Consider the following 12,233-nt stretch of genomic DNA (forward strand, 5'->3'; position numbering starts at 1 on the left):
GGCTATCTCTAAATAAGCACCTTTAATCAGTTCAGAGTAGGTCATCGTAAACACTCCGTTCTAATGTAGTCTTGCAACCCTTTAATCATCTGTTCTGACTCTGCAATTCGCTCTCTGAGTAACCAATAATTTCTGACAGCGGAGTCAGTAGGTCTGGCGGTGGTTGCATCATCCATGCCGGAGGTTGAATTGGTTTCGCCTTTCGGACAACTGGCTCTGATGTACACCCGCTCAGGATTGCGCTCAGCAGCAATACGCAACTGGTCAATTTCAGCTTTTGCATTTGTGAGTTCCGTTGTGTGTTTGGTGTCGAGTTCGTGAAGGGAGTTAATGCGCTTTTCGTAGTCTTCATTAATGGCAACTTGTTCTGATAACTGCTTGGTTAACTCATCATTTGAAGCTTTTAACTTGTCAATTTTTCCACTTTGCCAACCAATGAAGACGCACAGAGCAAAGGCAATTACCGCACTAGCAATCATTACCTTGAGCTTCACAACTCCCCCCTTGTTATTTTACCCCTGCCTGTTTCCATCAAAATGAACTCAAGCACCATTTCACCCGCTTTTTCTTTTAAAGTCTGAATCCTTCTTTCATGCTGGGGCTTTATCCCCTTCCAAGCATTCAGCCCTTTTCCAAACTTACTGGCGATCGCTTCATCCCGTTTATAATCCGCACAAGCCTCGTTAAGTTGCTCCATGACGCTAAGTTTTCGAGGATTGATGGCTTGCCCTGTTGTCCAGTATTGATAAAGTACATCATCACACTCTTCTTGATACTGAATGACTTTATCGCGGATTTCAGATTTAACTTTGTTAGGGTTGATAGTGTGAAGCCAGCCAGCAAGTTTGCGTAGAGCCAAGCAAAGCATTGATTGCTCACCGCCTTTTGTAGGAATGGTGATTTCCACCATTCCTTTGGAAAATCTCGATTTTATCTTGCTAAACTGACTTTTCCAGTCTAACCCCATCCCTTCAACAATAGGCTTCATAGGAACATACGGCTCATTGTTATACTCAACAACATAAAGCTCGTTATCATAAAACGGAACAGTAATCGTATTTGTCATAGTGTCTACCTTATTTAATAATGAGCCCTGCCACATAGGAAATCAGTCCACCAAAGCGACACCAGCTATAACTGATTGCCTCAGGACTCATTTCTAAATATGGGCTTGGTGTTTGTGATAATGCGCATGTGGTACGCAAACATAAAAAAGGCCTCGCGATTGCGAAGCCCATTTAGTCAGTAGAATTTAAAACTTTTACAGCAAGCTCCACGCCTTTTCGAACGTAGTATCATCATATGGCTGCGAGCCGTTTTCATGACGAATGATTGCCTTGGCCAGTTTAATTGCGGTTGACTTATCATCAAGACTGATAACATCAGCAGTCGATACACCCAACTCTTTAGCTACACCGTTAATATATGCTCGGGTATTGTTTTCATTTGTCGGCGCCCATCGGTTAATCAAGCCTGATACGGTTTTTAATCCGTATTTACGCTGGTAGGTACGAAGTAGTGCCATCAATGCACGAATACCATAAACAGGGCTTTCAAATCGACAGAAGCGAGGTTCAATACTTGGGTCATGCGGCAATTGCCCTTTCCAATTATTGGCTTTGTTGTAATCAATGTTACCAGGGTTGTTATTGCGAATGCCTCGCGCTTGCTTAGTCATTGTTCACCCCCGCCCTGCCTTTAATAATTTTACTCAGACCATCCACGCCGACATACCCAATGAAGACACTCGCTAGGTAAGCCAACTCATGGTTAAGACCAAGCAGTGTTAGAAGGTCTTTTACAAACCATGCAAATAGTGCACACATAGCGCCATCAAATAGCGTCTTCTTCCAACCGCCGCCGTTGTACTTGCCGCGTAGAATCGCCATGCCTGTTGCTAGTGATGCGCTAATACCTTGCTCCTTATGAGCAGCAATAATTTGAAATACGTTATCCCAGAACTCGGGGTTTTCTTTCATATGATCCATACTCACCCCCTTTACTGGAGGAATTGGTTAATAGAAAGCCACCATTAGATGACCGGATTTGGATTAATGAATTTAATCAGCATTTGAGATAAGTTAAATGTTCAGCCCTATGTAACTTACCGAAGCGATGGCTGATTAACTTCGGTGTGAGGACTTTTATGACGATTACTGAAAAAGATAAAACACTTAGAGAAATACAAGATGAAGTTGCAGCACTTCGAATTGCATTCGGATATCTCGGATGTGTAATTCCACGTGATAATGCAGTTACGCTCGCCGATTTAATTGTGGCAATGGCTGATCATCAAGGGTTTGATGATAGCGTAAAAGAAAAACTAAAATTCCTTGCTGAGCAATTAAAAGGGAATGCTCAAGAACAAGGTAAGTTTGTTCAATTGTAATTACTAAGAACGGAGCTTCATTGGAGGTGCTGTTAATTTATCTACAAAAATAACATCATCTCCACCTTCTGGCGATTTACCCATTCTATCGATTAAGGTGGAGATAACCTCGCCTTGTTGATGTGATGCAAGCTCTAATGCTGCCACCCGTTCTTCTAGGCTTAAATTACCATTAGTAACAATAACGCCTAAAAATTCACCTTCATTTTGATTGCTCATAACTACCTCTCTTAAATAGAAAGCCGCGCACAGTTCATTAGCGAGGGTAAAGGTTAGCAGTCGAGTCTGTGGCGGCTGTATACGAAAAAGGCCGCACTAGGCGACCTCTTGAATGTGAAACTTGCAAGCAATCCTTACAGCTTTAATTGGCGATATGGGAATTCCCATAACGGAACAATATCAACCAGTTATAAATAGAACATCAGATAAAACCTGTTTCTTTTTTTAAATTGGTTGGTTAAAATAACTGCGACTAAGTATTTTGGCTGTTCTTGCTCATCGGGCGTTGCTCTCAACGATCCTTTGCCACCATCCTAAAAAGTTGGTGGCTTTTTTTATAATCCCGTTTTCTTAACACTCTTCATCTGACAGCTTATCGCGCTCGGTGTAAGGGCTGGCTTTTTGTCCAGTACGGCAAACGACCAGCAAGTACGCGAAAAAGGTTGCAGTAGCTGGTCAATGGCTTTACGTCTACGCCTATCATTTCAGGCAACAAAAAACCCCGCCGAAGCGAGGTCTTGAATTTGTTTAATGCGACTAGGTATAGAATGTCCATTATTAGAAGATGATAAGCCAATTTTATGCAAAAAACAATTCCTAAATAGAAAAATTTGGCTTTATTCTAACTCCCTGTATATCTCCTCGTATTTTGGCCAAATATCCAATATGTTGATTGAACAATTTCTAAACTGATTTAAATTGTAAGTAAAACCCATGAATTCCGCGCATTGAACGTTAGTGTTTTATAGAAATATTATGGATGATAAACTTAACAATCTACATGTTGAATACATGACCGTATTTTTTACATATATCTTCTTTTAGTTTAATCGCATCCCCTTTTATTTCTCCATACAATTTTTTTGCGTAGTCAAAGAGTTCCTCGGTCTCATAAAGAGAATAATTATCCTGCGCATCAGATAGTTCTCTTTTTATTTCAATCAACTTGACTGAAATAGTTTTAAGCCTGACGGCAAAGTTAATACCCATCAAACTAAAATCCGTATCTTTATTTAAACTAAATGCAGGATAATCTTTTACATTGATATAATAACGATCATCGCCTTGTTTCTGGTATATATCAGAGCTCATATATCTATCACAAGAACGAATAAACGACGATAACTCCACTATTATATCAATGACTAAGTTATGTTCAGCTGCTTTTCTTTTTTGTCGCTCTATTCTTCCTGAGATCCAAAGCATAATAAACTGGCCAATAATTGTTATGAATGCACCTAACGCTGTATTTGCCAAACCAACCCAAATATCCATACCTGTCCCTCGCAATAAATTTAAGATTTATATTAATCATTAACAGGAATAATATCTACACCTTAAAAATATGCTTGACAGATTGCTAATTTAGTTCGATTTTTACACAAAAACATAACTAATTATTACATTAAATGTTAATAGTTCAAGAGCACCACCTCTTGTTATGTTTATTTGGTTACTTTGTTAAATGCCTGTTCAGCGATGCTCTCTTCAATAATGCATTTACTTATAAGTTTTTCATAAAATGGTTTCCAATTGCGTGACCACGATGATTGAGTCAAATCAGGTACTAAGTGCTTTATCGCATTAAATGCCACCGACGACGGTACACGCTTAAAGCCCCGGCCAGCACACCGAGGGCAATCTTTAAACACTGGCACACCTTGTAACTCGGTTTGTGCTTCATCTAATACCTTTCCCCGCCCTTTGCAGCGACAACGGTTAGTTAGCTGACCTTTTCCGTTACAGTCCTGACATAGCTCACCAACTAGCTCCTCTCTGATATTTGGATCAACAATCGTTTCGCCTTCAAGAGTAGTGATGCCGGGATGTTTGACAACATCTTTCATTTTGTAGATCAACCCTTTCCCGTTACATACTGAACACTGACAAACTGAACCAGCTGAACGGGCATAATCTTCAAATGCCATCTTGGCCAGAACTATTAAACAGTGACCTAATTTCTTTCCAGCTGCTTTGCGAACTAATTTAGGCGCTACTTTAAGTGCATATTGGGTCAAGGCTTCCACAGTCGAAAATTTATCCTCTTCGCTGATGTCATTTTTAGCCAGAAAGGCTGTCATGCCGAACTTAGCTTGTGATTCAGTCATCCCCATAGCAGCCATGATATCCGTTCCCGTTATTCGGTCAGGGGAGGTGCAACCTGCTACATTGCCAAATGTCGGTGACTTAGGGTGAAAGTTTTTCAGTGCATTTTCGAGTTTCATTAAGCCACCTCTCAGCGCTCAGTTACATACATCGCTCGCCAATCCTCATCATAGTGAGAGGCAGGCATGTTGCTAATGTAGTTATAAGGGTCAGCATCCTCTTGAGTTAAAAATTGGTGTGAACGTTTGTTTAAATACAACCCAATTGCCCCCTCCCATCCCTCGCCATTTCGTTGTTTTTCAATAAATAGCGTTGAGGCTGACATCTCTAGTTTTTCAAGATCTTTGTCTGTGAGCATGACGCCAGACTCTTTTTTTTGAACTACTCGCTCACGAGCCTTGTTGCGCCAAATAATCATCAAATTATCCGTGAGGTCAGTAATTGCCCCTGTGCCTTTGACGTCCATCTTTCCTGTGGGCTTTTCTTCGCTATCAGATTTACGGCTATGAGTGACTAAAATGACATGGCTGTTAGTTTTGTTTTTAAAATCACACAGCGCATCAACAAAGGCTTTTTGCCCGTTGTAGTCTTCTTCCCCAATACCGCACTTCATCAAACTGTCAATGACAAACAGTTTTACACCGTATCGACGATGAGCATATTCGAATATCTCAAGTAAGCGCTCCGCTTTGGCTGTACCAGTTAAACCAAACACCCAAAGACGATCATCATAAAACCCAAACGAGGAATCTATTTCCATTATCGGCGGCTTTTCAGAGCACGTGGTTTGTCTTATTAACCGCTTTAATAACTGACCTGGCTTAAGCTCTAAAGATGCTACGCAGACACGAGTTTGCTGGCGCATAGCCTCAAGCATAATATGCCCAACAACTTCCGTTTTGCCATGACCATTTACCCCGTTGATAACAGTTAACTCAGCCTCTCGGAAGCTAAAGTTATAATTGAGCGGCTCCCACGGCGTTCTGAACAAGTATTGTTCTTTTCCGTAAAACGCATCAACAGCATCTTGATAAAACTCCCGAGCGCTATAGAGTTCCTCGGGATCGAAATATGCCGCTGTTTCAATGTAGCGAAATAACTCATCTTCGGTCATGCCTGCCTGTAGGCATTCATTGATGTCCTTTTTCGGCAATTTAAGCATGCGACAACGATGCTCACCCAATCGACTGGCGATTTCTTTTGCGGCGATCTGCCCAACTTCGTCATTATCGAGTGATAACCAAATTTCGGTAAAGCGATCTAGGTTGTGGTATTCAAATTCAATCCACTGCTGTTTTGCGCCCCTTCCGCCTCCGAATGGCACCGACAGGGCTGGTAGTCCGTACTGGTGATAGCTCATGCAATCAATTTCACCTTCGCACAAAATCAAAACTCTGGCATTATTTGGCATTGCCTGCCAACCAAATAGGCAAGGCTCACAGTTAGCCTCAGCCGTGATGACTTTTTTCCCATTCGGACGCTCAATACCGATGCGCTTTACTTGCAATAACTCACCGTCTCGCTTGTACGGGAATGCAATTGCAGGAAGCTCGCGATTTTCATCATGCGACCAGACGACAGCATCACAGACGCCAAAAGCTTCTGCGGTTGCCTTGCTAATGCCTCGCCCTTCTAGATATTCGAAACAGTTCGTTGTCTTACGAACATGCTTTGCGAGCACCTTGCGATCAGGTTTTGAAAATGCCTTTTTTTGCTTGGCTGCAAAATGGTGATTTGTATCGTGAATACCGAGAAATTGTTTAGCTTCCGCCATCGCTTGATGCAAACTGCAATTACGAACAAGCACCCACAAATCGAGCAGGTCACCACCCTCCCCTGTAGCAAAATCAGACCAAACTCTTTTGCCTGCTAAGTTGATCTTTAAACTTTTCCCTGCTTCACCGTGGACATTTCCAGCAACCCACTCCTGCCCATCTAAACGCGCATTAGGTGGTGGCAGCAAATACTTAGCCACCCGTTCAACATTGTCCCATAATTTCTCTGATAACTCATTCAATGTCATATCAAAATCCTTAAAACCAAGCCTGCAAATCCGTACCAACCCCTGCTATTCGTCGCGGATATAGATCCCATCCCCAAGATGAATTAATCCACCTGCAGGGCGTCGAGGCTGTGTTTTCGTGCTTTGCTGACCTCGCTGGAAAGTTTTGGCATTACGAAGCCATGTATTTAACGCTAAACTCCAATTAGCGTAGGTGGATCCCTTACTGCCGTGATGGTCGCGGAATTTCAAAAATTCTTCCTGCAAGTCAACACCTAACTCACGAGCCAGCTCCTGATGCTTTTCCGTTGGGGCAAAGCCCTCTGGCATGGTGTGTTTTTTGGTTTTGGTTTTTTTGGGTGACGGCTGAGATTTTTTGTTAGCCGCGTTTTCGCGGTTATAAATATTCTCTGTAGTAATCTCTGTAGTAATCTCTGTATATGTATCACTTTTCAACGTAGGTGCACTTACGTCAGAACGTAATAGGGGTTCCGTTTCAACGTAAGAGGTGTTACGTTCAGATGTAACAGGTATTCCATTTTTTGCATCTTCATCCACCAGCTTTGGAGCATCATTCGTGATGGCATAAATAGCTTCGGGAACAACTTCAACGTACAGAACATTATTCAGCGTCGTTCCTTCTGGAGTGGTAACTGTTCGCAATTCCAGTGTAATTAATCCTGCTGCTCGCAGTCTCTTCAGAGCATCCGTAGCTTCTCGTTTTGAAAACCCAAATTGATTAGCAAATGCCTGATAACTACGCTGCAACTTGTCGCCATGGAAACGCTTGCGCCATCCCATAAGCTCACCAGTTACCTCATCTCTAATCTCAGATGGGCGATACCAGTAGACAATATCAGATAGTAAAATAATGGCTGTAGAATCAGGCTTACCGCTAGGTAATTTAATGTGTTGCCACCAATTTGAAGGAATGACATTCCCAGACAAATTTAGTTTACCGATCTGGTTAACCGCATCGGTTGGTGTGAGCTTATTCATTGATAATCTCCCCGAAAAACATTATTCCATCTCGGTATGTTGTGTGTCTGGCTCATGTGACTTTCCAAAAAGCTCTGGTAAATCAGGACGGATTTCGTAAGCTTTCACCGCACCTTTTGTTAAATTAACAATTAACGGCACTAGCCTTGGTGAAACCTTTTTCTTATTGTTCAACCAATCAGAAACAGTGGACTGAGATACTCCGATAAGTTTTGCAAAGTCTAATTGAGTAATACCAACACTATTAATCGCTTTATCTATAATTTCATTTTTCATAAATCCCCCAAATATTCCCTAGGCGATTCTAGCGTATAAATAAACAGTATTCAATCGCCAAAGCGATTAATGTATAATATCGCCATCGCTATAGTTTAATGAGGTTAACAATGAGTCTTTCTGAACGACTAAAGTCAGCAATGAAAAAATCAGGATTTACACAGGCCTCCCTAGCTGAAGCTGTAGGGATGGCTCAATCGAGTGTCTGGAAATTGGTATCTGGAGAAGCGTCATCCAGTAGAAGATTAATAGATATTGCAAGGGTTCTTGGTGTTGACCCAGAGTGGTTACAGCATGGAGGTGATTCTGAATCCCTTAAAAACAAAGCATTACCGCCATTTGAAGTGATGACTGGAAAGTATGCTGAGCTGACTGTGATTAGAGAGGGCAAGCCTACTAACAATAAATTTCTTATACCTACTAATATATTCAAACCTTCATTAAAAGCCTATGAAATTGAATCAGATACCGGAATAAATGAAATCACTAAAGGAAGCATCGTTGTTATCGACCCCAAAGAGCTTCCATCTCAAAATGATCTGGTGTTGGTTGAAATAAATAAAAATATTAGTGCTTATAGATATATTAAAAATGCAGCTAATGACTACTTGTCAGTCGATGATTCTCGCATTCCATTAGTTTCGGTTGGTGATAATATAAATTTATTGGGTGTGATTATACTTCTCTCAAAACAATATAAATAACAATGCCTTGTTTTATCTAATCGATAGCGCCCTGGTCTATTTCTGTAATAGAAATTAATTTCCTTTTTTCTCATCTCGCCCTCATACTGTTTATTTATACAGTATGAGGATAATCTTACATTTCCCAATAAACGTCAACACAAAAAAATATCGCTTTGGCGATTGACTTTCAAAAACGCCCTGTCTATTATTATAAAAAAATCGCTTAGGAGATAATAGATGAATGGAGCATATGACTTATTAATGAGAAAAGCATGCTACATGTCCACCCTTGTAGAGCAAACTCAATGCATTAGTCTTCTCATGTTATCAGGAAAGCTTTCAGAAACTGAAAACGAAGTAATTGAAGCAATATTACAGGAAAAATTTAGTGCCTTAGTTGATACATCAGCCAGCATTCAATCAAGTATTGCGTTTGATTTTCCACTAAAAAATGAAATTAACACTGAAACGCAGGATGTAGCCTCCAAAAACACTTTCGGAGATCGCCTAAAGTTTGCCCTCAAAGAACAAAGCATGACTCAAGCGGAATTAGCCAAAAGCGTTGGCGTATCACAAAGCACAATTAGTCAGGTAGTAAACGGGAAGGTGTCAGGGGTATGTCGCACTAGTGTGATAGCTAAGGCATTAGGTATTAACCGCAACTGGTTGGCTTATGGCGAAGGTGAAATGTTAAAAGCCCAACCGGAAAGCTTTGAATTGAAAGCTGCTCGGATAAAATTTTCTGACTCTAATCTATGAGGTTTAAAAAATGCCGATTATACATTATACATCAAATTCAAACGCCCTGAAACCTGATATCCGTACAGGTCTATTTAAGTTCTGTTTCTTTGCTGTAAAGCGTAGTGATCTGACTGACAAAGGTTGCCGCAAGGATGTTTATGCAACGGATTTGAAATCAGCAAAATTACAACTTGTTCGTGATTATGTTTTATCACTGGCATCACAAATACCAGCAGGAGCCGTGACATGTCACACGAAATTGAATTAAGTGTTGCCGCAAAAAAAAGCGCTCAATTGAATGCGATACTGTTTCAACTCAATAGCCAATTTGTAGGGGATCCAGTAGTGGATAGTTTAATTGAGTTGGCTTACGAACTATCAAACCCTGTGGCAGGTTGGTTAATTGAAGAAAATGCACAACGGGATAATGGACATGGATAAAGTAGCCCCCCAAGTACAAGTTAGTGAATGTATGGATGTATTTAACCGAGTGAAAGTGTTTTTAATTGCAGCTCAATATTTAAATAGAGACAACAGCGAAAAACATATTGCCAGTCAATTAATCGCTCAATGTGAAGCTGAGATTGATGATATTTTGGAGAAAGAATAGTGAATGACAATATTCAATTAAGAGATGCAGCTAACACTGAATTAACCTACGCAAAGGCCATTATTAATTTAATTTTAGATTCAGGATTTATTGATAATGAAAACACCCTAAATACTTTGTCTGTAGCCTTATTATCAGTGATTCGCGCCCATGAGTCATTAATTAAAATTAATCTTGGGAAGTGAAAATGAAAACTAGCGATACGATAAAAATAAAAGATTTTAAAAACTACTCAATCGAGCAACTTAGAGGAATTTCTATTAATAACGAAATGACATCAGAAGCATTAATTGAAGGTGTCGGAGCAATTGGTACCTTATTGTTTGACTCTTCATGTAGTGACAACGACCCTTTATCAAAAGACGTTCTATGTAAAATAGGTTTATTGATTCAAGAGTCAATCATTATTGCTAAAGCATTAGATGATAATGTTTATTATTCTAGTGAGGAAATTAAACGGCGTTCTGCCCCCCAATCAAAATAGTAAGTTATCAGAAAATAAGTTACATGATGCTATTGGGGATATTAATAATGTCGAGCTTTCTCTACATCAACTTAAAAGTGACATATACGAAAATGAACCAGATACCCCAACGCTATATGCACAATTAGATTTAATGGCAAATACATTAAGTAAAACACTCAATGATTTAGAGACTCTTATTAAGGAAATTTAAAATGACAAACAAAGCAAAGCCTATAGAAATAACAACAGGTCACGATATTCAGGTTATTACTCGTGAGGTTTATTTTGTTCAACCTTGCAATAAAAGCTATTTCACCGAGGATGCCGCTATCAATAAATATGCACACATCCTTGCTAGTGATGAATTCAGTAAGCTAGGCAAGCCAACTAACGAACCAGACATTAAAACACAGTTGCCTGATGGTACTCCGGCCTTTAAGCGCGGCGCCATGCTGCCAGAGTATATCGATAGACAGGCAGAAATATATCGAGATTTAAAACAAAAGCTTAAAAAAGAAAAATATATTTTACAGTTAGAAAAGGAATGGCAAAAAGCAAACACAAGATTCGAAGAAGCAAGGGAAGATGTAGCAATAAAATACAGTAGACTGCAAGAAGCAATAACCAATAAATAATTAAAAAATCAAGTTAAATTTAAATCAGCGTCAACGCTGAGGGAATCCCTTTATCTAAACTTAGGAATAATTAAATGGAATATAAACTATTAATAGGCAAAAGGAGAATGACTTACATCAACTGTCTATTAGATTACTTTAAACATGAAGGTAAAAAGCCCCAATTTAAAGCAGTCGTTAACAATGAAGAAGTCATAATCACATTAACTAACGAAAACCTTAATAATTTCTTTCGTGATGTATATGAGGAGTTGGATTGCAAGCATCGCTGTAAGTATTCAGACAAGGATATATACGATACTTACGCATTACTTTATACGAAATACGGAAACATAACCGAACTAGGAAAATTATTAATCGATGTAATTACAAAATATATGCCTGCTTATTTAAATGGGGAGCCGTATGTATATGACGAGATTTGACCAATTAATGAATGAAGGGAAAGAGCTAGAAGCAAAGAAATTATATCGCCGTGCTGCAGATAAATACAACCAAGCCTTTTCTATTTCAATCCCCGGCAGTTCTGATGGTTTGAGTTATCAGGAAAAGGAAAGCAAGGCAGCAGCTGACCGTTGTTTATCTAAAGCAAGAATTAAAGTGACGGAGAGTTATTTATGAAAAGTGAAAATATGGCCGTAACTCAACTAATAGAAATTTTAAAAGAAAAAGTACCAGACTGCCCTGCTTGGATGCTCGATGAGTCTCGTGCACATGATCAAGCACTAACGCACCAGGAGCTAACAGAGTTCGCTGAATGCGCAGTTAAGCGCAAACGCTACATTCAGGCCGCAAAGTACCTTATTTACTGCAAGGAGCGATTTGGACTCAGCGCCAATGGAGACTATCAGTTTTCTTATAAAAACTTTGACGTCTACCTAGATATTGAAGTGATTGAAACCTTATTGATCCATCAAATTGAGCAACCACTATTAGCTGAAAATCCAGAGGAAAAATATATTGCCGTGTGGCGTTTTTATACAAATAACGAAACTAAAGAAACTGAAACAGGTATTACATGGCTGTTTAATTTCATAGATGACGTTTTTATTAAAGGCTTTCAGCTTTTGAATTCACCTTTATCAAATAGCTCAGTTCACTAGG

22 protein-coding genes are annotated in these 12,233 nt (G+C 39.7%); 12 read left to right on the forward strand and 10 right to left on the reverse strand.

The annotated features are described in order from the left end of the window. Positions 1 to 41: 41 nt before the first annotated feature. The 4 genes from PR833_RS12540 to PR833_RS12555 form a co-directional block, all read right to left on the reverse strand. Entirely contained in the window at positions 42 to 494 is a 453-nt protein-coding gene (locus PR833_RS12540; protein ID WP_419179810.1) for a lysis protein, read from the reverse strand. Further along, a complete protein-coding gene (locus tag PR833_RS12545; RefSeq protein WP_150376629.1) occupies positions 491 to 1,066 on the reverse strand; it encodes a phage antirepressor N-terminal domain-containing protein in 576 nt (191 codons plus the stop codon). Before PR833_RS12545 ends, PR833_RS12540 begins: the two co-directional genes overlap by 4 nt. A gap of 195 nt (positions 1,067 to 1,261) precedes the next feature. Then, entirely contained in the window at positions 1,262 to 1,678 is a 417-nt protein-coding gene (locus PR833_RS12550) for a structural protein (RefSeq protein WP_150376627.1), read from the reverse strand. Continuing rightward, entirely contained in the window at positions 1,671 to 1,988 is a 318-nt protein-coding gene (locus PR833_RS12555; protein ID WP_004916437.1) for a phage holin, lambda family, read from the reverse strand. Before PR833_RS12555 ends, PR833_RS12550 begins: the two co-directional genes overlap by 8 nt. A 158-nt stretch (positions 1,989 to 2,146) precedes the next feature. On the opposite strand from PR833_RS12555, the gene PR833_RS12560 reads away from it, so the two are divergent. Continuing rightward, a complete protein-coding gene (locus PR833_RS12560) occupies positions 2,147 to 2,389 on the forward strand; it encodes a hypothetical protein (RefSeq protein ID WP_150376625.1) in 243 nt (80 codons plus the stop codon). 3 nt (positions 2,390 to 2,392) lie between these two features. On the opposite strand, the gene PR833_RS12565 is transcribed toward PR833_RS12560, so the two are convergent. From PR833_RS12565 to PR833_RS12590, 6 genes are all read right to left on the reverse strand, one after another. Then, the gene (locus PR833_RS12565) at positions 2,393 to 2,608 is read right to left on the reverse strand and encodes a hypothetical protein (RefSeq protein WP_150376623.1); all 216 of its coding nucleotides are present in this window, start codon (positions 2,606 to 2,608) and stop codon (positions 2,393 to 2,395) included. Positions 2,609 to 3,385: 777 nt separating this feature from the next. Further along, on the reverse strand, positions 3,386 to 3,883 hold the full coding sequence (locus PR833_RS12570) for a hypothetical protein (protein ID WP_150376621.1): 498 nt from the start codon (positions 3,881 to 3,883) through the stop codon (positions 3,386 to 3,388). Positions 3,884 to 4,053: 170 nt separating this feature from the next. Next, on the reverse strand, positions 4,054 to 4,833 hold the full coding sequence (locus tag PR833_RS12575; protein ID WP_150376619.1) for an antitermination protein Q: 780 nt from the start codon (positions 4,831 to 4,833) through the stop codon (positions 4,054 to 4,056). A gap of 11 nt (positions 4,834 to 4,844) precedes the next feature. Continuing rightward, positions 4,845 to 6,737, reverse strand: coding sequence for a toprim domain-containing protein (locus PR833_RS12580; RefSeq protein ID WP_150376617.1), 1,893 nt, complete (start codon positions 6,735 to 6,737; stop codon positions 4,845 to 4,847). 45 nt (positions 6,738 to 6,782) lie between these two features. After that, positions 6,783 to 7,715, reverse strand: coding sequence for a replication protein (locus tag PR833_RS12585; protein ID WP_150376615.1), 933 nt, complete (start codon positions 7,713 to 7,715; stop codon positions 6,783 to 6,785). A gap of 21 nt (positions 7,716 to 7,736) precedes the next feature. After that, positions 7,737 to 7,991, reverse strand: a complete 255-nt coding sequence (locus tag PR833_RS12590) for a transcriptional regulator (protein ID WP_150376613.1) — start codon at positions 7,989 to 7,991, stop codon at positions 7,737 to 7,739. 110 nt (positions 7,992 to 8,101) lie between these two features. On the opposite strand from PR833_RS12590, the gene PR833_RS12595 reads away from it, so the two are divergent. The 11 genes from PR833_RS12595 (at position 8,102) to PR833_RS12645 (ending at position 12,232) form a co-directional block, all read left to right on the forward strand. Next, positions 8,102 to 8,695: a helix-turn-helix domain-containing protein gene (locus tag PR833_RS12595; RefSeq protein ID WP_223854723.1), complete on the forward strand. Its 594-nt coding sequence runs from the start codon at positions 8,102 to 8,104 to the stop codon at positions 8,693 to 8,695. 219 nt (positions 8,696 to 8,914) lie between these two features. After that, positions 8,915 to 9,436 carry a helix-turn-helix domain-containing protein gene (locus PR833_RS12600; RefSeq protein WP_223854721.1) on the forward strand — a complete coding sequence of 174 codons (522 nt, stop codon included), beginning with the start codon at positions 8,915 to 8,917 and terminating at the stop codon, positions 9,434 to 9,436. Between the two features lie 10 nt (positions 9,437 to 9,446). Then, positions 9,447 to 9,686, forward strand: a complete 240-nt coding sequence (locus tag PR833_RS12605; RefSeq protein WP_150376609.1) for a host cell division inhibitor Icd-like protein — start codon at positions 9,447 to 9,449, stop codon at positions 9,684 to 9,686. Then, positions 9,665 to 9,859 (forward strand): hypothetical protein, encoded by a 195-nt coding sequence (locus tag PR833_RS12610; protein WP_196712763.1) that lies wholly within the window; start codon positions 9,665 to 9,667, stop codon positions 9,857 to 9,859. The genes PR833_RS12605 and PR833_RS12610 overlap by 22 nt, the downstream gene beginning before the upstream one ends. Further along, entirely contained in the window at positions 9,852 to 10,028 is a 177-nt protein-coding gene (locus tag PR833_RS12615; RefSeq protein ID WP_157849589.1) for a hypothetical protein, read from the forward strand. Before PR833_RS12610 ends, PR833_RS12615 begins: the two co-directional genes overlap by 8 nt. Further along, positions 10,028 to 10,213 (forward strand): hypothetical protein, encoded by a 186-nt coding sequence (locus tag PR833_RS12620; RefSeq protein WP_060560726.1) that lies wholly within the window; start codon positions 10,028 to 10,030, stop codon positions 10,211 to 10,213. The genes PR833_RS12615 and PR833_RS12620 overlap by 1 nt, the downstream gene beginning before the upstream one ends. 2 nt (positions 10,214 to 10,215) lie before the next feature. Continuing rightward, entirely contained in the window at positions 10,216 to 10,512 is a 297-nt protein-coding gene (locus PR833_RS12625) for a hypothetical protein (protein ID WP_060560725.1), read from the forward strand. A 194-nt stretch (positions 10,513 to 10,706) separates the two neighbouring features. Further along, positions 10,707 to 11,129, forward strand: a complete 423-nt coding sequence (locus PR833_RS12630; protein WP_060560724.1) for a hypothetical protein — start codon at positions 10,707 to 10,709, stop codon at positions 11,127 to 11,129. A gap of 74 nt (positions 11,130 to 11,203) precedes the next feature. Beyond that, entirely contained in the window at positions 11,204 to 11,554 is a 351-nt protein-coding gene (locus PR833_RS12635; protein ID WP_060560723.1) for a hypothetical protein, read from the forward strand. Beyond that, entirely contained in the window at positions 11,541 to 11,750 is a 210-nt protein-coding gene (locus tag PR833_RS12640) for a hypothetical protein (protein ID WP_060560736.1), read from the forward strand. The genes PR833_RS12635 and PR833_RS12640 overlap by 14 nt, the downstream gene beginning before the upstream one ends. Next, entirely contained in the window at positions 11,747 to 12,232 is a 486-nt protein-coding gene (locus PR833_RS12645) for a hypothetical protein (RefSeq protein WP_053110952.1), read from the forward strand. The genes PR833_RS12640 and PR833_RS12645 overlap by 4 nt, the downstream gene beginning before the upstream one ends. The last annotated feature ends 1 nt before the right edge of the window (position 12,233 follow it).

This window comes from Providencia sp. PROV189 (assembly GCF_028480065.1).
Taxonomy (GTDB): domain Bacteria; phylum Pseudomonadota; class Gammaproteobacteria; order Enterobacterales; family Enterobacteriaceae; genus Providencia; species Providencia stuartii.